23 protein-coding genes and 1 tRNA gene are annotated in these 22,351 nt (G+C 63.6%); 15 read left to right on the top strand and 9 right to left on the bottom strand.

Translation table 11 applies throughout. From position 1 onward, the window contains the following. The first annotated feature begins 24 nt into the window (after positions 1-24). The 5 genes from galU to AC50X5_RS03205 all read left to right on the top strand — a co-directional run bounded on the left by galU (position 25) and on the right by AC50X5_RS03205 (position 3,548). On the top strand, positions 25-930 hold the full coding sequence (gene galU / locus AC50X5_RS03225) for a UTP--glucose-1-phosphate uridylyltransferase GalU (RefSeq protein WP_494974694.1): 906 nt from the start codon (positions 25-27) through the stop codon (positions 928-930). A gap of 7 nt (positions 931-937) precedes the next feature. Further along, positions 938-1,555, top strand: coding sequence for a GNAT family N-acetyltransferase (locus AC50X5_RS03220; protein WP_494974693.1), 618 nt, complete (start codon positions 938-940; stop codon positions 1,553-1,555). A gap of 298 nt (positions 1,556-1,853) precedes the next feature. Continuing rightward, positions 1,854-2,585, top strand: a complete 732-nt coding sequence (locus AC50X5_RS03215) for a hypothetical protein (protein WP_494974692.1) — start codon at positions 1,854-1,856, stop codon at positions 2,583-2,585. Between the two features lie 13 nt (positions 2,586-2,598). Next, a complete protein-coding gene (locus AC50X5_RS03210) occupies positions 2,599-3,420 on the top strand; it encodes an SDR family oxidoreductase (RefSeq protein WP_494974691.1) in 822 nt (273 codons plus the stop codon). A gap of 55 nt (positions 3,421-3,475) precedes the next feature. After that, positions 3,476-3,548, top strand: a tRNA-Ala gene (locus AC50X5_RS03205). 15 nt (positions 3,549-3,563) lie between these two features. Here AC50X5_RS03205 and corA read toward each other — a convergent pair. The 3 genes from corA to AC50X5_RS03190 are packed head-to-tail and all read right to left on the bottom strand — an operon-like array spanning position 3,564 to position 5,576. Then, on the bottom strand, positions 3,564-4,559 hold the full coding sequence (gene corA, locus AC50X5_RS03200) for a magnesium/cobalt transporter CorA (RefSeq protein ID WP_494974690.1): 996 nt from the start codon (positions 4,557-4,559) through the stop codon (positions 3,564-3,566). A gap of 25 nt (positions 4,560-4,584) precedes the next feature. Beyond that, on the bottom strand, positions 4,585-5,010 hold the full coding sequence (locus tag AC50X5_RS03195; protein WP_494974689.1) for a DUF1761 domain-containing protein: 426 nt from the start codon (positions 5,008-5,010) through the stop codon (positions 4,585-4,587). 41 nt (positions 5,011-5,051) lie between these two features. Next, on the bottom strand, positions 5,052-5,576 hold the full coding sequence (locus tag AC50X5_RS03190; protein ID WP_494974688.1) for an Lrp/AsnC family transcriptional regulator: 525 nt from the start codon (positions 5,574-5,576) through the stop codon (positions 5,052-5,054). Positions 5,577-5,742: 166 nt separating this feature from the next. Here AC50X5_RS03190 and AC50X5_RS03185 point away from each other — a divergent pair, with 166 nt between their 5' ends. Then, positions 5,743-6,996 (top strand): MFS transporter, encoded by a 1,254-nt coding sequence (locus tag AC50X5_RS03185; RefSeq protein WP_494974687.1) that lies wholly within the window; start codon positions 5,743-5,745, stop codon positions 6,994-6,996. Between the two features lie 3 nt (positions 6,997-6,999). On the opposite strand, the gene AC50X5_RS03180 is transcribed toward AC50X5_RS03185, so the two are convergent. Together AC50X5_RS03180 and AC50X5_RS03175 are read right to left on the bottom strand one after the other, a co-directional pair. Beyond that, positions 7,000-7,521, bottom strand: a complete 522-nt coding sequence (locus AC50X5_RS03180) for an Lrp/AsnC family transcriptional regulator (protein WP_494974686.1) — start codon at positions 7,519-7,521, stop codon at positions 7,000-7,002. A 30-nt stretch (positions 7,522-7,551) separates the two neighbouring features. Next, positions 7,552-8,775: an MFS transporter gene (locus tag AC50X5_RS03175; RefSeq protein WP_494974685.1), complete on the bottom strand. Its 1,224-nt coding sequence runs from the start codon at positions 8,773-8,775 to the stop codon at positions 7,552-7,554. Between the two features lie 94 nt (positions 8,776-8,869). Here AC50X5_RS03175 and AC50X5_RS03170 point away from each other — a divergent pair, with 94 nt between their 5' ends. Beyond that, complete coding sequence (locus AC50X5_RS03170; RefSeq protein WP_494974684.1) at positions 8,870-9,832, top strand: N-acetylglucosamine kinase; 963 nt, start codon at positions 8,870-8,872, stop codon at positions 9,830-9,832. A gap of 52 nt (positions 9,833-9,884) precedes the next feature. Here the strand turns inward: AC50X5_RS03170 and AC50X5_RS03165 are convergent, their stop codons facing one another. Next, the gene (locus tag AC50X5_RS03165) at positions 9,885-10,925 is read right to left on the bottom strand and encodes a pirin family protein (protein ID WP_494974683.1); all 1,041 of its coding nucleotides are present in this window, start codon (positions 10,923-10,925) and stop codon (positions 9,885-9,887) included. A 154-nt stretch (positions 10,926-11,079) separates the two neighbouring features. On the opposite strand from AC50X5_RS03165, the gene AC50X5_RS03160 reads away from it, so the two are divergent. Genes AC50X5_RS03160 through AC50X5_RS03135 form a run of 6 tightly spaced genes read left to right on the top strand, consistent with a single transcriptional unit; the run spans position 11,080 to position 16,804 of the window. Continuing rightward, positions 11,080-12,192 carry an ABC transporter ATP-binding protein gene (locus AC50X5_RS03160; protein ID WP_494974682.1) on the top strand — a complete coding sequence of 371 codons (1,113 nt, stop codon included), beginning with the start codon at positions 11,080-11,082 and terminating at the stop codon, positions 12,190-12,192. After that, on the top strand, positions 12,192-12,914 hold the full coding sequence (locus AC50X5_RS03155; protein ID WP_494974681.1) for an ABC transporter permease: 723 nt from the start codon (positions 12,192-12,194) through the stop codon (positions 12,912-12,914). Before AC50X5_RS03160 ends, AC50X5_RS03155 begins: the two co-directional genes overlap by 1 nt. Continuing rightward, positions 12,914-13,663 (top strand): ABC transporter permease, encoded by a 750-nt coding sequence (locus AC50X5_RS03150; protein ID WP_494974680.1) that lies wholly within the window; start codon positions 12,914-12,916, stop codon positions 13,661-13,663. Before AC50X5_RS03155 ends, AC50X5_RS03150 begins: the two co-directional genes overlap by 1 nt. Further along, a complete protein-coding gene (locus AC50X5_RS03145) occupies positions 13,660-14,619 on the top strand; it encodes an ABC transporter substrate-binding protein (RefSeq protein ID WP_494974679.1) in 960 nt (319 codons plus the stop codon). The genes AC50X5_RS03150 and AC50X5_RS03145 overlap by 4 nt, the downstream gene beginning before the upstream one ends. Before the next feature lie 53 nt (positions 14,620-14,672). Beyond that, entirely contained in the window at positions 14,673-15,893 is a 1,221-nt protein-coding gene (locus tag AC50X5_RS03140) for a pyridoxal phosphate-dependent aminotransferase (RefSeq protein WP_494974678.1), read from the top strand. 56 nt (positions 15,894-15,949) lie between these two features. Then, positions 15,950-16,804, top strand: coding sequence for a polyphosphate kinase 2 family protein (locus AC50X5_RS03135; protein WP_494974677.1), 855 nt, complete (start codon positions 15,950-15,952; stop codon positions 16,802-16,804). Positions 16,805-16,833: 29 nt separating this feature from the next. Here AC50X5_RS03135 and AC50X5_RS03130 read toward each other — a convergent pair whose 3' ends face one another. Continuing rightward, positions 16,834-17,046 (bottom strand): exodeoxyribonuclease VII small subunit, encoded by a 213-nt coding sequence (locus AC50X5_RS03130; protein WP_494974676.1) that lies wholly within the window; start codon positions 17,044-17,046, stop codon positions 16,834-16,836. A gap of 99 nt (positions 17,047-17,145) precedes the next feature. After that, complete coding sequence (xseA, locus tag AC50X5_RS03125) at positions 17,146-18,396, bottom strand: exodeoxyribonuclease VII large subunit (RefSeq protein WP_494975219.1); 1,251 nt, start codon at positions 18,394-18,396, stop codon at positions 17,146-17,148. A gap of 348 nt (positions 18,397-18,744) precedes the next feature. Between xseA and AC50X5_RS03120 the strand changes: the two genes are divergently transcribed. Next, positions 18,745-19,842 (top strand): 4-hydroxy-3-methylbut-2-enyl diphosphate reductase, encoded by a 1,098-nt coding sequence (locus tag AC50X5_RS03120; RefSeq protein ID WP_494974675.1) that lies wholly within the window; start codon positions 18,745-18,747, stop codon positions 19,840-19,842. On the opposite strand, the gene AC50X5_RS03115 is transcribed toward AC50X5_RS03120, so the two are convergent. Then, positions 19,839-21,098: a DNA recombination protein RmuC gene (locus tag AC50X5_RS03115; protein ID WP_494974674.1), complete on the bottom strand. Its 1,260-nt coding sequence runs from the start codon at positions 21,096-21,098 to the stop codon at positions 19,839-19,841. The genes AC50X5_RS03120 and AC50X5_RS03115 overlap by 4 nt on opposite strands. Before the next feature lie 100 nt (positions 21,099-21,198). Here AC50X5_RS03115 and ychF point away from each other — a divergent pair, with 100 nt between their 5' ends. Further along, entirely contained in the window at positions 21,199-22,284 is a 1,086-nt protein-coding gene (gene ychF / locus AC50X5_RS03110) for a redox-regulated ATPase YchF (RefSeq protein WP_494974673.1), read from the top strand. Positions 22,285-22,351: the final 67 nt, after the last annotated feature.

Here is a 22,351-nt window from a genome sequence, read left to right as displayed (position 1 = left end):
TGTGCTCTCCGTTAGATTAGTCCAGTGACTACCACTAACGCTCCAGTACGCAAGGCCGTTATCCCTGCCGCGGGACTCGGCACCAGGTTCCTGCCCGCCACCAAGGCGATGCCGAAGGAAATGCTCCCGGTCGTGGATAAGCCGGCCATCCAGTATGTGGTGGAAGAAGCCGTTTCCGTGGGACTCCACGATGTCCTGATGATCACCGGCCGGAACAAGCGCGCCCTGGAAGATCACTTCGACCGCGTGCCAACGCTTGAAGCCACCCTTGAAGCCAAGGGCGATACCGCCAAACTCGCCTCCATCCAGGCAGCCAGCAATCTTGGTGACATCCACTACGTCCGCCAGGGAGATCCCAAAGGGCTGGGGCACGCAGTGTTGCGCGCCCAGCAGCACGTGGGGGAAGAGCCCTTCGCTGTGCTCCTTGGCGATGACCTGATTGACGCCCGGGACGAACTGCTCAGCGTCATGATTGATGTTCAGGCCAAGACCGGCGGCTCAGTAGTGGCACTGATCGAGGTGGATCCATCTCAGATCAGCGCCTACGGCTGTGCGGACATTGAAGCAATCGACGGTGAGGACTACTTCCGCATTAACAAGCTGGTAGAGAAGCCGGACGTGGCCGACGCACCGTCCAACCTGGCCGTCATCGGCCGTTACGTCCTGCACCACTCGGTGTTCTCCGTTCTGGAGAACACCGCCCCGGGCCGCGGTGATGAGATCCAGCTGACGGACGCCCTCCAGGAACTGGCAGCAGGCGAAGGCGAAGGCTACGGCGTCTACGGCGTGGTTTTCCGCGGCCGTCGTTACGACACAGGAGACAAACTGAGCTACCTGAAGGCATGTATCCAGCTCGGCATCGACAGCGACGACCTGGGACCGGGCCTGCGCGAGTGGCTGCCTGGTTTCGCCGCCGGCTTGTCTGACTAGCCTTACGGTGCGGGGCAGCCCCATCTGGCCGGTAACGCTGGAACACGGTGACCTGGTCCTGCGTCCCATTCGGTACCGGGACCAAAAAGAGTGGATGTATGTTCGGTCACTGAACACCGAGTGGCTGACGCCGTGGGAAGCGTCAAACCCGGCGCCTGGAGGGTGGCTGCCAGGCTACCGGCACATGGTCAGGTCGCTTAAAAGCCAGGCTGCCCAGGGGACGGCCCTTCCGTTCCTGATCACCGAGCGGACACCCGGATACAGCAGGCCGCGGATCGTGGGCCAACTGACGGTGTCCTCCATCGTCTGGGGCTCGGCCATGATGGCCACCCTGGGGTACTGGATTGACCAGCGCCGCGCCGGGCAGGGGATCGTGCCCACAGCAGTGGCCATGGCTACCGACCACTGCTTCAACACTTTGGGCCTGCACCGCATGGAGATTAACATCAGGCCGGAAAACGGCCCCAGCCTGCGCGTCGTAGAGAAACTCGGCTTCCGTGACGAAGGCCTCCGTGAGCGGTTCCTGCATATCAACGGGCAGTGGGCCGATCACCGTTCTTTTGCACTGACCACGGAGGAAGTTCCGGACGGCGTGCTGAAAAGGTGGCTTGATTCGCGCCGTTGAGTGCCGCCGTCGTACTTCTTTGATCCGTTCACCTACGTTCGACGCGACACACCGCCGCTAATGCCGCGGGCAGCCGCCGATTGCTCATACGGTTTTGATTGTGGACTTTCCCCTTAGCAGCTCAGTGATTCTTGTCATCACTGTTGCCCTGTGGATTTTTTGGGTTGCCCCGCATTTCCTTCGTAACCGCCTGCGCCACCAGGCGGCGGGGGGAACAACAGCGGAGAGGTTTTCCGCCCCTTCATCAGACCCGCAAGCCGGGATGGTCATGACAATGGCCTCCCAGCAGGAGACAGTCATGGACAACAGGAAGAGCACCGCACCCGAACCCGGCGTGCCCGCAACCCGCGGCCCGGGCACGTTCCGGATCCGCTATGGCCGGTGTGCTATCGCTGCAGCAGGGCTTCTTGCGTTGTTGACTGCTGTTGTGACCGTGCTGCTCCTGGCCTTTGGCGTAGTGAGTGGTGCCGTTCCTGCCGTGGCCGCATTGATCGCTGTAGCATCCGTTGCCCTCCTGCGCACCCTCGCTGTCCGTGATCGCCGGACGAAGATGCGACGGGCATTTGCAGATGCCATGTCCTCCGCTCCGGAAGCCACCCGGGTTTCGGTGCCACAGAAGCCCGCTGCATCGCCTGCCTCATCGGCTGCAAAGTCAGCTGAAAAATCCGTTGCTCCGTTCGACGCCGAGTCGGAAGAGGAAACGGTCAAACCGCTCACGCCCAACGAGCTGCGGGCCGCAGCGCTTGCTGTCGCCGTTGCTGCCGGCGATCCGTCCGCCGGATCCAAGCCGCTCGCTCAGCCATCAGGGACACCTTGGGAGCCCGTGCAGGTACCCAAGCCCGTGTACGTGGATGCAGCGAAGGCCGAGCGTCCCGCGCCGGAGCCGTTGGAACTTCCCGAGGCACCAAAGGCCAGCGCCAAGACTCCGCTTAAGCAGTCTGCAGCCGCCGAGCCGCGGATTGTGGCGCCAGCCAAACCTTCGAGCGCGCTAAGCAACCTCGACGACGTCCTCCAGCGCCGCCGCGCCTGATCCTGGAACCCTCATGGCGCATATCTGTGTGGCGGGCGGAACCGGCCAGGTAGGTCGCGAAGTAGTGGCCCAGGCCGCGCAGCAGGGCCACCAGGTAACCGTCATCAGCCGCCACCCGCCGTCGCCCACTGACCAGGGAAGGCACGACGGCGCCACGTACTTTGCCGCGGATGTCACCACCGGAGAAGGCCTGGAAGTTCCGCTCGCCGGAGTGGACGTCCTGATCGATTGCCTGGAGGGCAAAGCGGGAAGGGCGTTGCGTACCTATACTGCAGGAGGATCGCGGCTGTTGGTTGCGGCGGCCGCCCAGGGCGTAGCAAGGGCCGCGGTGCTGTCCATCATCAACTGCGACCGAAGCAGCAGCGCTTTCTACCGCTCCAAGGCGGCCAAGGAGGCTGTTTATGCCGCGTCCGGACTGGCGACAGTGGCGGTGCGTGCCACCCAGTTTCACAGCCTGCTGGACATGATCTTCGCCGCCGGCAGGCCCTTGCGCCTGATCCCGGTTTTCAAGGGCACCCGATTCCAGCCGATCGCCCCGGCAGAGGTTGCCTCGGTGCTCCTGACGGAGGCCCTGGCGGATCCCGGCCATGCAACCCCTGGAGCTCATCGCGTAGTAACAGCGGCCGGGCCGGAGGTCGCCGGCATGCTCGATTTTGCTATCGCCTGGCAGGAAGCCACTGGCGCGCGGGGGCGCGTCCTGGAATTTCCGCTGCCCGGCGCAATGGGGGCGTACTTTCGTGCGGGGTTGAACCTCGCGCCGGAGCAGTGCGCAGGCCAACAGACGTTTGGGGCGTGGCTCGGGGCCCGGTTGGCAATGCGCGGAGAAAATTTATAGCCTTAGGGAGCCGGTCCGCTTCCGGTAGCAAAATCTGCGCGGGGAGCGGTCATCCGGGGCTATAGCTCAGTTGGTAGAGCGCTTCGTTCGCATCGAAGAGGTCAGGAGTTCGAATCTCCTTAGCTCCACATTTTTCCTGCGGGCTACAGCCAGCCCTTCTTCTTGAACACCGCGTACATGACTCCCGCCGTCGCCACCATCAGGCCCAGGGCCATGGGGTAGCCGAACGACCAGTGCAGCTCAGGCATGTAATCGAAATTCATGCCGTAGATGCCGGCAACGAAGGACGGCGCAAAGATGATGGCTGCCCAGGAGGAGATCTTCTTAACCTGCTCATTTTGTTCTGCACTGGCAAGGTTCTGCCGGTTTGCCGTCAGGGTGCCGTCCAGCGTCAGGGCGTTCTGCAGCAGCTCACGGAATGAATCCGCCCTTGAGATGACCCGCTCCACGTGGTCCTCGACGTCGCGCAGCTTGTGCCGCAGCTCGCTGCCTACCTGGTATTTTTCGAAGCCCCTGCCCAGTTGCAGCATCATTTCCGGGAGAGGATGGATGGCGCGCTGGAACAGGATCACTTCCCGGGCCAGTTCGTAGATTCGCCGGGACACCGTGGAGTCGCCGCTGAACAGCTGGTCCTCGATTTCGTCGATGTCGTTCTGCAGGCCTGCGGTGACAGGTTGGTAGTCATCCACCACCTGGTCCAGGAGGGCATAAAGCACGGCCTCGGGGCCATGCCGCAGCAGTTCGGGGCGGGCTTCCAGCCGCTGCCGGACCTGGCCCACTCCGCTCATTTCCGCGTGCCGGACCGTGACGACGAAGTTGGGCCCGGTGAAGATGTGCAGTTCACCGAACTCGACGATTTCCTCATTGTCCAGGTAACGGGCGGGCCTCAGCACGGTGAAGAGGCTGTCGCCATAGCGTTCAAGCTTGGGCCGTTGGTGGGCGGAGACGGCGTCTTCCACCGCGAGCTCGTGCAGCCCGAACTCACGGGCCACTGCCGCCATTTCCTCCACGGTGGGGCGGTACAGGCCGATCCAGGCCATGCCGCCGTGGTGGGCGAGGGTCTCGATCGTCTGCTCCATGTCCAGCGGTTCGGCGACACGGACGCCGTCAACGTAGACGGCGTTATCGATGATTGTCACAGTGCTCTTCCTGAAAGTTTCATGCTCAGGACATTGCCCCGATGATGACGCCGGCAACCGTCATGGCCAGGACGTCATGTCCGGAATCGATGAGTGTGACCGCCACCGGGCGCCCGGCAAAGCCATTGTGGATCACGTGCCCGCCGGCTCGGAACACCACGGCCAGGACCAAAGCGAACAGTCCGCCCGTGACGGCGTTGTCCAGGCCCAGCGCGCCGATCAGCACCGCCAGGAGGATCGCAGTCAGCGCCGCGGCAGCCGTCATGGGCAACCAGATACCCGCGCCGCCGTCGATGTTCTTAAGGTCTTCTTCAGTCTTGCCGATGGCCTGCATCCAACGGTTGCCCAGCACAGCGGGCAGGTACCAGACAAAGCCGATCACCATGGTGGCCACGAAAGCCAGCAGCACGGCGAGCCAATTGATCTGGGAGGTGTATGAGAGCCAATCCATACAGGAATCCTAGCCGCGATGACCCGGACTCCCGCGGCGGCTCAGCGGGCGGACGCCTGCGGCTTTGCGGCGTGGGCAGTTGTTGACGGAGCGGCGCCGGGCTGGACCAGCCGGCTGATCAACGGTTCGGTCCGGTAGGGGATATGGGTGTGCAGTGCCAGGACCGTTTCCGTGCGGATGACGCCCTTGATCCGCAGGACGGACCGCAGCGCCGACTGCAGGTTGTGGGTATCGGTAGCAACCACCCGGCACCAGACGTCGCCACGGCCGGAAATTTCATGCACCTCCAGCACCTGGGGGATCAGGCGCAAGGCGCCCACAACTCCGTCCAGTTCCCGGTGTGTCACCTCAATCGTCACGAAAGCGACGACGTCGTAACCCACCGCCGCGAGGTCAATCTCCCGGCCGCCGTCGTGCAGTATGCCGGAGCGGAGGAGGCGCCGGACCCTCGCCTGTGCGGTATTGCGCGCGATGCCCAGGGTGGTACCCAAATCACCGATCTGGATGCGCGGATCGCGAACCAGTTCCAGAAGGATGCGCAGGTCAGTGGTATCCAAATTGCTCAAATTGTCACTCCGGGTCACTTTGCGGGATCAGCATTGGCGGTTTTGCCCAATTTACCTCAAGAATTACGCCGATATGGGGCGGGTTCCTTCATTCTTTAGATGATCCCAGTACGCTGGCCGCCGCGACCCACAAGGACGCCAAGGCCTGTCCCGCAGAGGCAACCACATGACTGTCTTGAGTGAATTCCGGATGCAGGCCCCCGCTTCCGGCCGTTACGGCTGGGATGCCTCCAACACCACCCGGCTGGTCCTGGCCGGCGCTGTCATATTTACTCTGCTGGTGGGCGCCAACCTGGCGACGCCGCTGTACCCGCTGCTTCAACTGCAGCTGGGTCTGTCGCCGCTGGGCACAACTGCGGCCTTTACCAGTTACGTCGTGGCTCTGATCGCTGCGCTCGTTGCCGCGGGGCACTGGTCCGATCACATCGGACGCCGGGCCGCGCTGCTCCTGGCGGTCCTCGTGGGGCTGGCGGGCGGGGCTGTCTTCGCAACTGCAGACAACCTGGCCATGTTGTGCGCGGGCCGCGCCCTGCAGGGTATCGCCGTGGCACTGGCTACCGGAGCAAGCTCAGCAGCCCTGCGCGAGCTCCTGCCGTCCCGGCCTGAGTGGGCCTCCCGATTCACCCTGCTGGCCTCGGCCGGGGGTGTGGCTGCCGGACCGGTGCTCGGTGGCCTGCTGTCGCTGCTGCCCGGAGCCACGTCGGCGCCGTACGTTGTGCATTCACTGGTGCTGCTGGGACTCCTGGTCCCGCTGTACGTCCTCAAGGCCCACCCCGCCATTAATGTTGTGGACCCCGGCATGGTTAACCCACGCCAGCGGATCCGCGCCCTGGCACCGCGGCTGCCGGCAGTATCGCGGGAGGCGCGGGGTGCCTTTTGGTTCGCCTCCGCCGTCGGCTTCCTGAGTTTTAGTGTTTTTGGTTTCTTCCTGTCGCTTGCGCCGGGTTACTTCGCCGAGTCGTTCGGTCTCGACTCCCGCGTGGCAATCGGTGCTTTGGCGGGCCTCGCCCTCGCTGCATCAGCGCTGAGCCAGTTCTTGAACATCAGGGGACGGCTGGCGGTAGGCAGCGGCATGGTGGTACTGGCAGTTTCCGTGGCACTCCTGCCGGTGGCCGCTGCCAGCGCCAATATGTTCCTTTTGGTGGCCGCCGGGACCGGAGCCGGCCTGGGCCAGGGCGTAGCCTTCCGGACGGCGTTCAACAACGTAGCCGGCAAGGTAGAAGCTGCCAACCACGCCCGGATCATCAGCAGCGTCTACGTCATCACCTACCTGGGCAGCGCCCTCCCGGTGCTTGGCCTGGGCTGGACGGCGGGACTCTTCGGGCTGCCGGCATCGATCAGCGTTTTCGCCGGCCTCTGCGCCGTGTCCGGCCTGGTGCTGGCGGTCATTGCCTGCCGCCGGAACGCATCGCGGATGTAGGCTCTACTCCTGCGCGCTGTGCTCCGGCAGTGGCCCGTGGTTGCCCTGGATGTGCTCGAAGACCAGCGTGGTTTCCGTGTGCCCCACTACAGGATCCGTGGCCAGGTTATCCAGAACCCAGTCACGCAGGTCTTCCGTGGTGGCCACGGCGATGTGCAACAGATAGTCAACGGAACCTGAGGTGTGGAACGTGGACAGCACCGCGGGAAGGTGCGGCACCCGGCCGGTGAAGCGATCGATCTGGTCCCGGTCGTGGGCGCGCAGCCGCACGGCGACCAGTGCCTGCACGGACCGGCCGATGGCGGACAGCCTCAGCTTTGCCTCATAACCCTGGACAATCCCGCGTTCGGTCAGCGCACGGGTCCGCATCAGCGCGGTGGATGGGGCGATTCCCACCAGTTCCGCTAATTGCTTGTTGGAAATCCGAGCGTCCGACACAAGGGCGGCCAGCAGCTTTTCGTCGATGGCATCCAGTGGTTCGTGGTTAACGGACCCCGGTTTGCCAGGCCTCACATTGCCGTTCATGGCTCCTCCTAGGGATCTTCTCTAGTCATCCTAGATGGAAGGGGGACGTGCGGGATGGACGACGGCGGAGATCACCGCGCTGCACGCCGTCAGGGCCAGTACAGTCCATACCAATGCAGCCCAGCCCAACGCCTGAAAGAGCAGGCCGCCCGCCCAGCCCACAACGCTGGAGCCGAGGTAGTACGCAAGGTTGTAGAGCGAGGCGGCCTGCGCGCGGCCGTCTGTGGCGATGGCACCCGTCCATCCCGAGGCGATGCTGTGGGCGGCAAAAAATCCGGCAGTGAACAACACCAGCCCGGCCAGGATGGCCGGCAGCGGCGAAAGCATGGTGATGGCCAGGCCGCCCATCATGAGCCCTGTTCCGGCAAGCAGCACACTGCGGCGGCCGAAACGCAGTGTGAGGGACCCCGCCCAGCGGGAGGAGAGTGTGCCCGAAAGGTAGGCGAGGAAGATCAGGCTGACCACGGTGACGGGCAAGCTGTAGGGCTCAGCTCCCAGCCGGAATCCCAGGTAGTTGTAGACCGCCACGAAGCCTCCCATGAGGAGGAAAGCCTGCAGGTAGATAGCCAGGAGCCGGCGATGATGCAGCTGCCTGCCCAGCAGTGCGAACGCCGATCGCATCCCTCCGGCCGGCGATGCGATGAATCCCCGCGCCCGCGGGATCAGCAGCAGGAAGGCCATTGCTGCTGCCGCCGCCAAAACTGACACGGCAAAGGCAGCCGCCCGCCAGCCCCACAGCTCGCCAACGGGACCTGCCACAATACGTCCGGCCAGCCCGCCGACTGTAGTTCCTGCCACGTAGCCCCCGGCAGCTGCCGCGGCATGGACGCGACTCACCTCCTCGTTAAGGTAGGCGATGGCCAATGCCGGGATTCCGCCCAACGCCATTCCTTCGAGCAGGCGCAGCACCAGCAGGAAAGGCAGGTCCGGAGCAAACGGAACCAGCAGTCCCAAAGCTGTGGCGGCACAAATTGCGAAGGTCATAGCCCTCACCCGGCCGATCCGGTCAGCCAGAAAAGCCCATGGCAGGACGGCGGCAGCGAGTCCCAGCGTTGCGGCCGAGATGCTCAGCCCCGCATCGGCCGCGGAACTCCCCAGGTCTGCGGCCAGAAGCGGCAGGAGGGCCTGCGGCGAATACAGCTGGGTGAAGGTGGCAACCCCTGCACAGGCCAGGGCGGCAAGGATCCGTGCGTAGCCCGCGGAGCCCTTGGCGTGCCCGTCCCAGGCAGAAGGGCTGGCAGGCGGCTGAGGCATGATGACAACACTACTTAAGCCCGTGGGCGGTCCGGCAAAACGTCACGGCCCGCTTCATGCGGTCCCGGGTGGTCTGTTTCAGTAGTCTTGGACCGTGAATATCCAGCAAATTCCCGACGGCGGCACGCAGGCGGCCGGAAAAGTTACCGGTGCCGTGATCGGACTCGACATCGGAGGCACCAAGACCCGCGGCGTCCGCTTCGAAGGGGGCGTCGCCGTCGCCGACGAATCGACCGGCAGCTCCAACGTCCAAAACGTCACCCCTGAACAGGCAGCGGCAAACCTCGCTGAGCTGTTCGGCAGGATCGGCGGCGGCGAAGTTGACCGGGTATATGCCGGGTCAGGGGGGATCGATACCGAAGAGGATGCGGCTGCGCTCGCCACGTTAATCCGGGCGAACGTACCGGACGCCCGCATCACGGTGGTCCACGATTCCCGGCTCCTGCTCGCCGCGGGACGTTCCAGCACTGGTGTGGCCGTCATTGCGGGAACAGGATCAGCGGCCTGGGGAAGAAACGCCCAGGGCGATGAAGCCCGTGCCGGCGGCTGGGGATACCTGTTGGGGGACGAAGGCAGCGGATACTGGCTGGGCAGGGAGGCCGTGCGGCACAGCCTGCGCCGGATGAACCAGGGCGCAGCCCCGGACCAGCTGACGGAAGCGCTGTTGGCTTCGTGTGGGCTGGACGAACCGAACAAGCTCATTGCCCTGTTCCACTCCCCGGATACCGGGCGCCGCTACTGGGCTCAACAGGCCCGCCATGTGGTTGAGGCGGCCGCCGCAGGACACGAAGACAGCCGGCAGCTTCTGCAGCAGGCCGGCAAGGACCTGGCCGGACTGGCCTATGGCACGCTGTCCCAGCTGGGCATCAGGGGACCGGTGATCCTTGGCGGGGGGCTGGGCATGAACGTTGAAGTTCTCCAGGAGGCCTTCCGTGAAGGCCTGGATCATCACGGCATCATCGACGTGCGGATCCTGGACCAGGAACCTGTCTTTGGTGTCCTGGACTTGCTTCGGGCGGAACAGGAAGAAAAAACGGCCGCTGCCGGGCGCCCGTGACCGAGGCCGGAGCCCGGCTGCAGCCATGTACCGGCTGCAGCCCGGTAGCGGTTCAGGTCCGCGGACCCCTGGTGCGGGGCGTCAGGCGGACTCCCGGCAGCGGAGGTGCCGGGATGCGCCCGGCTTCCCTGCCGGCGTCGGGCCCGTGTCCTTCGACGTAACCGAACCGGGCAGCGGCAGCGTGCTGCGCATTGAACTCCGCCTGGCCTTCCCAGTCCAGGCGCGCCTGCTCCACCTCGTCGTGGGTACGGCCCACAAAGTTCCACCACATCAGCAATTCTTCTTCGAATGGTTCACCACCCAGCAGCAGGAACCTGGTGCCCGGCACGGCCTGCGCCTCCATCGAAGTACGGCCGAGGCCGAGGTAGGCGAGCGGTCCCGGCTGGACGTCCTGACCGTCGATAACCAGTGCGCCGTCCAGGACCACCACGGCGTGTTCGAAGTTTTCGGCCAGAGGCAACAAAAAATCACCGTCGGCAACGACGTCCGCGCCGACTATCGGTGAGTACATGGTGGCGGGAGAGGTGACTCCAAGGAGTGTCCCCACGATGACGGTGGCGTGGAACCCGACCCCGGATGCCTCCGGCAGGACCTTGTGCTGTTCGAAGGCAGGTTCGCGGTGGCGCTCGGAGTCCGGAAGCGCTACCCACAGCTGCAGGCCGCGCTGCAGGGGAAGCAGCTCCCCGCCGTCAATGGAAGGCTCGGCAACAGGTGGCAGTACCGCGAATTCGGAGTGGGACACGCCGCGTCCGGCAGTCATAATGTTGAGCTCGCCGGGCCGGACCACCACATCGCTGCCCACGCTGTCGCGATGCCGCACCTTGCCCTCCAGCGGCCAGGTCACGGTTTGCAGCCCGGTGTGCGGATGCGGCAGGACGGACATGGCCGTCCTGGCAGGGCCGAAGCTGTCCAGGAAGCACCACGCACCCACCGTGGGCAGGCCACGCTGCGGCAAGGTGCGCCGGACGTCCATGGCCCGGACTCCGCCCAACGGAACCTGCCGCTCCGGCCACAGTTCGACGCATGGGCCCGTCACGTGAGTGCTCCCGGGAGGGCATACCTGGTGCCGGGGACTGCTTTCCAAATTGGTCATGCCTCAACTCTATGCCGACCCATCCGCCACAGGGCAGGTCTCCGAATGGTTACTGTTGGACTACCCGCTGCACTTTGTCGGGGGTTCTGGCTAGTCTGTCTAAAGCGCTCTGTTGTGTTCCGTCCGATGCCGTCAACAGTTAGGAACGCGGGTAATGGCCCAAGCCATGATTGAGTTCCATGGGGTCACCAAGCGGTACCAGGGTGGCCAGCCTGCCGTCGACGCCTTGACCATTGCTATCGACAAAGGCTCAATCACGGTCTTTGTGGGACCGTCAGGCTGCGGCAAAACCACCTCCTTGCGGATGATCAACAGGATGGTTGAACCGACGTCGGGTTCCATCACCGTGGACGGCAAGGATGCGCTGAGCGTGCCGCCGGCGCAGCTGCGCAGGTCCATGGGTTACGTCATGCAGTCCTCCGGCCTGATGCCACACAGGACGGTATTGGACAACATTGCAACTGTGCCAAGGCTCAATGGCGTACCCAGGCAGGCGGCGCGGAAACGGGCCGCAGAACTGCTCGACGTCGTCGGGCTGGCGTCCGCGCTTGGCAAGCGTTACCCCTCGCAGCTGTCCGGCGGACAGCAGCAGCGGGTCGGTGTGGCCAGGGCGCTCGCCGCCGACCCGCCGGTGCTGCTCATGGATGAGCCGTTCAGTGCCGTGGACCCGGTGGTGCGGGAAGAACTTCAGCAGGAGCTGCTCCGGCTCCAGCGGGAGCTGGCCAAGACTATTGTTTTTGTCACGCACGACATTGATGAAGCCACCATCCTGGGCGATAAGGTGGCAGTCTTCGCCCTGGGCGGGATCCTCGCACAGTACGCCACGCCCGAGGAGATCCTCCGCGCTCCTGCCAATGATTTCGTCGCCTCCTTCGTGGGGCGTGACCGTGGGTTCCGGCGCCTGGGCTTTACCTCCGCAGACGCCGTCACCATCCATCCGGCAGACCTCATCACCCTGCCCGGAGGGGAAAGCTCCGGGGGAGTTCCGTCAACTGAAGTGCCGCCTTCCAGAGCCTGGCGCCTCGCCGTTGATGCTCGACGGCGTCCGCTCGGCTGGGTGCCGCCCGGAACCTCAAAGGTCGTGGCGGGCGGTTCTCTCTTCAGCAAGGGGGACTCCCTGCGCCGTGCACTGGACTCGGCGCTTTCTTCCCCTTCCGGGCTGGGTGTCGCAGTGGATCCGGATGGCGCCTTCGCCGGCGTTATCAAGGCTCCCGAGGTGCTGCAGGCGATTGATGCCGAGCGGCGGCGGCGGGAAGCGACGCTCTGATGGACTGGGCAGACTGGCTGATCGACAACCGCGCACTGGTGCTGGACAGGGCCGTGCAGCACCTGGTGCTGGCCGTGATCCCCATGATGGCGGGACTGCTGGTTTCCGTGCCTCTGGCCCGGCTCGCCCTGACCTCTGCGTCGCTCAGATCCATCATTCTGACGGTCAGTTCGCTGCTGTACACCATTCCTTCCCTTGCCCTGTTCATCATCCTGCCGTCAGTACTCGGGACGCGGATCCTGGACCCCTTGAACGTGGTCGTTGCCCTGACCATCTACGCCATTGCGCTCCTGGTGCGGGCCGCCATCGACGCCCTCGATTCTGTGGACGACGACCTGAGGGAAGCGGCCACAGCCATGGGTTACAGGCCGTTCAGGCGGTTCCTCACGGTAGATCTTCCGCTGTCGCTTCCTGTGCTGTTCGCAGGGTTGCGCGTGGTCTCGGTCAGCAATATCTCGCTGGTCAGCGTCGCCGCCCTTCTGGGGGTCGAGAATTTGGGTCGCCTCTTCACTGACGGTCTTCAGCGGAATTTCCCCGCTGAAGTGGTTATCGGAATCGTCGCCATCGTTCTGCTGGCACTGCTTATGGATGGCGTCCTCGTGGTCCTGGACCGGCTGCTGACCCCCTGGACGCGGGTTTCCGCTGCCAGCAGCAATGCTGCTTCCGGAAAGCCCTCCGCCGCCTACCTTGCCGAAACTCCTGTCCACAGCGGGGCGGGCTGATGAGCAGCATCTTCACGGATACCATCGACTGGCTGGCCGACCCGCTGCATTGGACCGGCAGCGGCAGCATTCCGCTCCGGTTGGGAGAGCATCTCCACTACAGCGCACTGGTGCTACTGATCGCCAGCTTCATTGCCATCCCACTGGGTCTGTACATCGGCCACACGGGCCGGGGGAAGGTTGCTGCCGTAGCTATCGCCGGTGCCCTTCGCGCCCTGCCCACCCTGGGACTGCTGGTCCTGTTTGCGCTGCTGGCAGGCACCGGGTTGATGCCGCCGGTCTGGGCGCTGGTCATCCTTACCGTCCCGCCGCTTCTCGCCGGCACCTACGCGGGAATTTCCAGCGTTGACCCTGCGGTAGTTGATGCTGCCAGGGCTGTGGGCATGACCGAACTGCAGATCCTGGCCACGGTCGAGGTTCCCAACGGACTGCAGGTGATGCTGGGCGGCATCAGGACTGCCGTGCTGCAGGTCATCGGCACCGTGTCCGTCTTTGCCTACCTGCCCCTGGGCGGCTTGGGCCGCTACCTTTTCGATGGCCTGCTGCTGCAGGACTTTCCGCGCATGCTGGCAGGATCGTTGCTGATAGCCGCGCTGGCCATCGCCCTGGACCTGCTGCTGGCATTGCTGCAGCGGCTGGTCATTTCGCCAGGTCTCAGATCGCCAACCAAAGGCCGCCGCCACCAGGCGGCCAACGTCCCACCGGCAGCCACATCAAAGGCAGCCGCTGTCTCAGGAGGAACCCCATGAAATATCCCCACACCGCAACCATCACGCGCCGAGGCCTTGGCGGACTGGCCGCCGGTTTTGGCGTTGCCCTCGCCCTGACCGCCTGCGGCGGCGGGGACCCGCTGTCCACTCCCACCAGCGCGGGAAGCGCTTCATCCTCACCCGGCGCCCCGCTGGTAGTCGGATCGGCAGACTTCCCCGAAAGCCAGATCATCGCCGAGATCTACGCAGGCGCACTTAACGCTGCCGGCGTCACGGCCAGCACCAAGCCGAATATCGGATCCCGGGAGATCTACATCAAGGCGGTCCAGGATGGCTCCGTGGACCTGGTCCCCGACTATTCCGGCAACCTCCTCTCGCACGTGGACCCGGAGGCGGCCGAAGTGTCCGCTGAAGACGTTTTCAAGGCCCTGCCGGACACGATGCCTGAGGGGTTGGCCGTGCTGGAGGCAGCCAAAGCGGAGTCCAAAGATGCCATGGTGGTGACCAAAGCAACGGCCGAGAAGTACAAGGCCAAGTCCATCGAGGACCTCGCCGAGCACTGCCCGGAGCTCACCATGGCCGCGCCGGCCACCTTCGAGACCCGCGCCTACGGGTTGCCGGGGCTGAAAAAGAACTACGGCTGCGAGCTGAAGGAGCTCAAGCCCTTTTCCGATGGCGGTGGTCCCTTGACGCTGCAGGCATTGCTGAGCGATGAGGTCCAGGTTGCAGACATCTACACCACGACCCCGTCCATCGAGGACAACGACCTGGTAGTCCTCGAAGACCCGAAGAACAACTTCAAGGCCCAGCAGGTTCTGCCCCTCTACAACACGGCGAAGATGACCAACGAGGCTAAAGAAGCGCTCAATGGAGTTTCCAGGGTCCTCACCACAGAAGACCTGGTGGACCTCAACCGTGCGGTCAGCGGAAGCCAGAAACAGGATTCCAAGGATGCCGCTGCGGCATGGCTGAAGGAAAAGGGCATCGTGAAGTAATGACGTGAGGCATCTCTCACGGAAGTACATCACCGGTATGGCATATTTGATGGATGGCAGAATTCAGGCAGTCCACCAAGCTCAATAATGTTCTTTACGACATCCGTGGACCCATTCTTCAGGCCGCCCAGCAAATGGAGGCGGAGGGTCACCGGATCCTCAAACTGAACATTGGAAACCCGGCGCCGTTCGGGTTCGAAGCACCTGACGCCATCCTGGTGGACATGATCCGCCACCTGCCGCATGCCCAGGGGTACAGCGATTCCCGCGGTATCTTCTCTGCCCGTACCGCGGTGTCGCAGTACTACCAGACGCGCGGAATCCAGAACATCCACGTCGACGATATCTACCTCGGCAATGGCGTCAGCGAGCTCATCACCATGTCCTTGATGGCGCTGCTCAATGACGGCGATGAAGTCCTGATACCCACCCCGGACTACCCGCTGTGGACGGCGTCGGTGGCCCTTGCCAGCGGCAAACCGGTGCACTATCTATGCGATGAGGAATCCGGCTGGCAACCGGACCTTGAAGATATCGAAGCCAAGATCACGCCCCGAACCAAGGGGATCGTGGTCATCAACCCGAACAACCCCACGGGCGCGGTGTACCCGGAAGAGACACTCCGCAAGATTGTGGCACTGGCGGAAAAGCATGGCCTTATAATCTTCGCGGACGAAATCTACGAGAAGATCCTGTACGAGGACGCTGTTCACATCAACATGGCGGCGCTCACGGGCGACCATGTTCTATGCCTGACATTCAGCGGGTTATCCAAGGCCTACCGGGTTTGTGGCTACCGGGCCGGCTGGATGGCAATTTCGGGGCCAAAGAAGGATGCCTCCGACTACCTTGAAGGCATCAGTCTCCTGGCGAATATGCGCCTTTGCGCGAATGTGCCGGCTCAGCACGCCATACAGACCGCTCTGGGCGGGTACCAGAGCATCAACGATCTGATCCTGCCCGGAGGCCGGCTCCTGGAGCAGCGGAACAAGGCCTATGATCTGCTCAACGCCATTCCGGGCGTCAGCACACAGCAGGCAAGAGGTGCGCTCTATCTCTTCCCGCGGCTGGATCCGGAGGTCTACCACATCCGGGATGACGAAAAGTTTGTTCTGGACCTCTTGAGGGAACAGAAAATTCTTGTCTCGCACGGCCGCGCCTTCAACTGGGTACGCCCCGATCACTTCCGCATGGTCACGCTTCCCAACGTGAAAGACATTGAAGAAGCAATCGGCCGCATGGCGGACTTCCTGAGCAGGTATCAGGGGAACTAACCTTTGTGCACGGGCACACGCCCTGCAACCAGCATTGGCTGAAAGACGAGGAACCCATGACCGAAGTGGTGGAGTTTGCGAAGGACCCGGCCGAAACCCTCCGGGTAGGTGACGGGTTCCAGTTGGCTGCAGTGGACCCCGACTCGACGCCGGGCTACCTGGGAAACAAGGCCGACGGCCGTCTTCTCCTCGGAGCTCTGGACGGAAAACTTACCGAGCTTCAGGAACGTCTTTATGCCCGTGGAAAGTTCGGCGGCCCGGAACGGCTGTTGTTGATCCTCCAGGCCATGGATACAGCGGGTAAAGGCGGAATCGTCAGTCACGTGATGGGTGCCATGGATCCGCAAGGGGTGCAGCTCAAGGCCTTCAAGGCGCCTACGGAGGAAGAAAAGGCCCATGACTTCCTGTGGCGGATTGAGAAGGAGACCCCCGCCGCCGGGATGGTGGGAGTCTTTGACCGCTCGCACTATGAGGATGTGTTGATTCACAAGGTGCGCGGCCTGGCCCCCCAAGAGGAGATTGAACGCCGCTACCGAGCCATCAATGAATTCGAAGAGCGGCTGGTGGAGGCCGGCACCAGGATCATCAAGGTCATGCTGTACATCAGCCGCGACGAACAAAAGGAACGGCTCCTTGCCCGGCTGGACGATCCCGCGAAGCACTGGAAATACAACACCGGGGACCTCAAGGAACGCGCATTTTGGGGCGACTACATGGCCGCATACCAGGCAGCACTCGAGAACACGAACACCCCGGCCGCACCGTGGTACGTGGTCCCCGCCAATAAGAAATGGTACGCGCGCATCGCCGTCCAGCACCTGGTCCTGGACGCCCTGGAGGACATGAAACTTGAGTGGCCGGTCGCCGAATTCGACGTGGCGGCGGAACGCCAGCTAGTGGAGAAGTCCTGACCTAAAGCCCTAATTCCACACGGCTGGGTTCACAACGGCTGGTCGCGGGCGGCGGCCAGGCGCTTCCGGGCGCCCTCCAGCCATTCCTCGCAACGCTTGGCCAGCGCTTCGCCGCGCTCCCAAAGCGCCAGCGAATCCTCAAGGCTGGCGCCGCCTGCTTCGAGCCTGCCCACCACGCTGACCAGTTCCTCCCTGGCTTGTTCGTAGCTCAAATTTCCGATGTCATTGGTTGGTTCAGTCAATGGCCTGATCCTCGCTTTCGTTGCCGCTGCGCTCGGGCTTGCGGTTGGGACTGATGGTTGGAAATTCGCGCTGCTGGCCAACATGCGCCGCAGTGGTGGTCAAGGTTGAGGCGGACGCCCGTGGGACGTTGCAGTGAGGCGTCCCTCAGCCACCCGGATGGCCAAATGCGCACCGCCGGGAGCCTGCCCCGGGTTCCGTACCACGTCCAGGTGCGTGCTGCTGCCCGCAGCAGCTTCCGCAGGCGTCCCCACCAGGACAACCGCGTACCCCCGGTCCAAGGTCTTTTGTGGTGATAATGCGCGGACCTGCGCCTGGAGGTGCTGCAGTTGGTCGCCGGCCCGGGCAACGAGTGCATTGACAGCCGCGGAGGACCGGCGCAGGAGACGTTCGATGTCCTCGGACCGCGCGGTCACCATGCCTTCCGGACTGGCAAGGACGGGGCGGGAATGCAGCGAATGCAGCCTGTCCCTTTCACGCTCAAGTGTTCGTGCCATGGTCCGGCGCAGCTGGTCCCGGCACTGCCGCACCTTGGCCAGTTCCTCGCTGACGTCGGGCACCACGCGCTTTGCGGCATCGGTAGGCGTACTGGCACGGAGGTCAGCGACGTCGTCGAGCAGGGGCCGGTCAGCCTCGTGCCCGATGGCACTCACCACGGGCGTGACCGCCGCCGCCACAGCCCTGATAAGTTCCTCGCTGCTGAACGGCAGCAGATCCTCCAGTGCACCGCCGCCGCGGGCAATCACGATAACGTCGACATCCTCGCGGGCATCAAGTTCCCGCAATGCACGGACGACCTGGGATACGGCAGTGTTTCCCTGGACGGCAACCTCCCGTACCTCGAACTCCACGGCGGGCCAACGCAAGGCGGCGTTACGCAGCACATCCTTCTTGGCATCGGAGTCGCGCCCGGTGATCAGGCCGATGCGGTGCGGGAGGAGGGGAAGCGACTTCTTGCGGGAGTCGGAGAACAACCCCTCCGCACCCAGTGCCTGGCGCAGCCGCTCGATGCGCGCCAGCAGATCGCCCAGCCCCACAGGGCGGATGTCGCGGACCTGCATATTCAGCCGTCCGGTCTTGACCCAGAACTCAGGCTTCAGCAAGGCAACTACGCGGGAACCTCGTTCCAACGGGAGATCCTGCCGGTCAAGGACAGTTGACCACACCGAGGCGGGCAGGGAAATCTCAGCATTGACGTCCCGCAACGTCAGGTAGGAGTTGCCGCCGCGCCGGTTGAACTCAATGACCTGGCCCTCCACCCAGGCTGCCGGAGTCCTGTCGATATGCATCTTCAGCTTTTGGGACAGCAACTGCAGAGGCCAGGGATTATCCGGGGTGGTGTCAGCAGCCATCGCCGGAACCGTAGTGGCTATTGGGCCTGAGGATGCTGACCCGGCATCAGCGACGGCGGAATCGTCGCTGGCTGGAGTCTGAGGCATAGATAGTCCTTTTCGGGCAGGTCTGTTCGGCGTGGTGCTGTTATCTACGTCTACCATGCCACGCCGACATCTCCGGCGGCCAAGCCCTGAATTGGCCCTCAGGCACAACCAGCCGGGGTTACTGACACGCGCACCGCTGGCGTACCCGATGGCAGTGGGCCGCAGCAGCCTTCCTGCCGAACCTCCTGGCCGCCCGCCGCAGTTGCGGGTGCTGCGGCCTTCAGGCCCGGGCGCCTGCGGCAGAGCCGGTAGAATGGAGGAATGACTTCCACAGCTGTTTCCCTGTCGATGCCTATGGTTCCCCGCAAGCGGCGCTCGCCGGAGGAAGTCCAGTCGGCGGCTCCCGTGGCCGGACCCAAAAAGGTCCTCCTGGCGGCACCCCGGGGTTACTGTGCCGGCGTGGACCGGGCCGTCATCGCCGTCGAAAAAGCCCTCGAGCACTACGGGGCACCCGTCTACGTCCGCAAGCAGATTGTGCACAACGTCCATGTAGTCACCTCGCTCGAGGCGCAGGGGGCAATTTTCGTCGAGGAGACGGACGAGGTCCCTGAGGGCGCCCTGGTCATTTTCTCTGCACATGGCGTATCCCCGGCAGTAGTCGAGTCTGCCGAGCAGCGCGGCCTGCGCACCATCGACGCCACGTGCCCGCTGGTCACCAAGGTCCATAAGGAGGCCGTGCGGTTCGCGAAGGACGACTTCGACATCCTGCTGATCGGCCACGATGGTCATGAAGAGGTGGAAGGGACCGCCGGTGAGGCACCCGAGCACATCCAGATCATCAATGGCCCGCACGAGGTGGACAAGGTCACCGTCCGAGATCCCGAAAAGGTCATCTGGCTTTCACAGACCACGCTGAGCGTTGACGAAACCATGGAAACCGTCCGCCTGCTCAAGGAGCGTTTCCCCACCCTGCAGGATCCGCCCAGCGACGACATCTGCTACGCCACCACCAACCGCCAGGTGGCGATCAAGAAGATTTCCCCGCAGGCTGATCTCGTTATTGTTGTTGGCTCGGCAAACTCGTCGAACTCGGTACGCCTGGTTGAGGTCGCCCTCGAATACGGCGCCAAGGCCTCTTACCGCGTGGACTTCGCGAACGAAGTGGACGAGGCCTGGTTTGAAGGCGTAGCCACCGTGGGCGTGACCTCGGGTGCTTCGGTCCCTGAGGTGCTGGTCAAGGATGTCCTGCGGCTGTTGGCTGACTATGGTTATGGTTCGGTTGAGGAAGTGGTCACGGCGGAGGAGGACCTCCTGTTCTCGCTGCCGAAGGAACTTCGCGCCACGCTCAAGCAGGCCGGCGACTCCACCCGCAATCTGGGCGGCCGCCGGTCGCTCAGCGAGGACGCCAAAAAGAACTAAGCTGCGTTCTCAACGTCTTCGGTATCTTCGGGGGCCGTTGCAGTGGCTGGTGTTTTAGCAGCAAGCTGCAGTTCCGGTGCGCTCAGCGATCGGGGAGTGGTCTCTACCTTTGCGGGAACAGCCAGCCCAATTTCTTCGAGGGCGCTGAGCTTGCGTGCCGTTGGCAGGACCCTGGCCTCCAGCGTCCCCACCAGCGAGTTGTAGCGTTCCACTGACGTTTTAAGCGAGGCTCCCAGCTTGCCCACATTCTCGCCGAGAGTGCCCATGCGTTCGTAGAGCTGCTTTGCCAAGGTGAACAGTTCTCGGGCATTGTCCGTCAGGACGTCCTGGCGCCAGGTAAATGCCACAGATTTCAAAACCGCGAGCAGCGTGGCAGGGGAGGCCAGCACCACGCTCCGCGAGAGGGCATGGTCCAGGAGTCCCGGATCAGCCATCAGCGCGGCGGACAGGATGGACTCCGCCGGAACAAAGCAGATCACGAGCTCGGGCGAGTTGCCGGGCACATCCCAGTATTTTTTGGTGCTCAGGGCATCTACGTGTGACTTGAGTGCCTTCGCGTGGGCAGCAAGCAGCGCGTTCTGCTCATTGGCCGGGGTCCAGCGCTGACCCTGGCCCCCTGTGGAGCCGGCTTCCTGGGCCTGCAGGTAGGAGGAGAGAGGAACCTTCGCATCCACTACCAGTTGCTTGTCGCCGGGCAACTTAACCACCAGGTCCGGCCGGACGGTTGATTCCGTGCCGGCACTGTGGAACTGCTCCACGAAATCCACGTGCCGCAGCATCCCGGCAGCTTCTACAACACGCCGAAGCTGAACCTCGCCCCACTGGCCGCGGGCACTGTTGGATCGGAGCGCTGATTCGAGGGAGTGTGTTGAGCGGAGGAGTAGTTCATCGGAGAGCCTGGCTTCCTGGAGTTGCTGGGCCAGTTGCCCGTACTGCTCCACCCGGTCCCGTTCCAGGAGTGAGACCTGCTTCTGGACTGCGGAGAGTTTTTCCGCCACCGGAGCCAGCGCCCGTAATACGTCGGTGTCACCGCGACGGGACTGTTCCAACTCGACGTTGCGCTGGCCCAGGAGCCGCCGTTCGGCGTCCGCGGCGGCCAGTTGGGCGGTCACCTCGGAGAGGCGCGCCGAAACGGCGTCGAAGTCTTCCTCCAACCCCTGGTGGCGGCGGCGGAAGGCGAAGTATGCGGCGGCGGCGCCCAAAAGAGCCCCGACGATCAGCATCAACACCGAAAGAATGATTCCTGTTGCGTCCATGCCTTTACTCTGGCATGACCCTCAGACAATTCCGGTGACCATGCCCCACCAGCCGCAGTCCGCGGCAGTGCGGCCCCTCTTACGGGTAGAATCAATGCTCGTGGCTCTTACTATTGGCATCGTCGGACTGCCCAACGTCGGCAAATCAACTCTCTTCAACGCACTGACCCGCAACTCGGTGCTCGCGGCGAACTATCCGTTCGCCACGATCGAGCCGAATGTCGGCGTCGTGAACCTGCCCGACCCGCGCCTGCAGAAGCTCGCGGAGATCTTCGGTTCCCAGCGCGTGATGCCGGCTGCCGTGGCGTTCGTGGACATCGCAGGCATCGTCAAGGGCGCCTCTGAGGGTGAAGGCCTGGGCAACCAGTTCCTCGCCAACATCCGCGAGGCCGAGGCGATCGCCCAGGTGGTCCGCGTGTTCGATGACCCGGATGTGATCCACGTTGACGGCAAGGTGGACCCGCGCTCAGACATGGAGACCATCAATACAGAGCTGATCCTCGCGGACCTGCAGACCATCGAGAAGGCCATCCCGCGCATCGAAAAAGAAGTCAAGATCAAGAAGCGTGAGGCCGCCGAGCTGAACGCGATCCTGGCTGCGCAGAAGGTCCTGGAGCGCGGCGACACCATTTTTGCCTCGGTTAAGAGCGACAAACTGGAGATGGAGCACCTCAAGGAATTGAGCCTCCTGACCGCCAAGCCGTTTATCTACGTCTTCAATGCGGATGAAGGAATTCTGGGCAGCCCGGAGAAGCAGGAAGAACTGCGTGCACTGGTGGCGCCGGCTGACTCGATTTTCCTGGATGCAAAGCTGGAATCGGACCTCGTGGAACTGGACGAGGAAGAAGCCCGCGAGATGCTGGAAATGAACGGCCAGGATGAATCGGGCCTTGACCAGCTGGCGCGCGTCGGGTTCCACACGCTGGGCCTGCAGACTTACCTCACCGCCGGGCCCAAGGAAACGCGTGCCTGGACCATCCACCGTGGCGATACCGCACCACAGGCCGCCGGTGTCATCCACACGGACTTCCAACGCGGCTTCATCAAGGCCGAGGTGGTCTCGTTCGACGACCTCATTGAGGCCGGCTCCATGGCTGAGGCCAAGGCCCGCGGCAAGGTCAGAATCGAAGGCAAAGAGTACGTGATGTCCGACGGTGACGTGGTGGAGTTCCGCTTCAACGTGTAGCCAACCGCGTCACCGTAAATAAACCCTGAGGGTCTTCGCTTGAGTGCACAACCCGGCAACCCAGGAG

Source organism: Pseudarthrobacter sp. MDT1-40-2, assembly GCF_059383595.1.
This window is presented reverse-complemented; position numbering and strand designations above follow the sequence as displayed.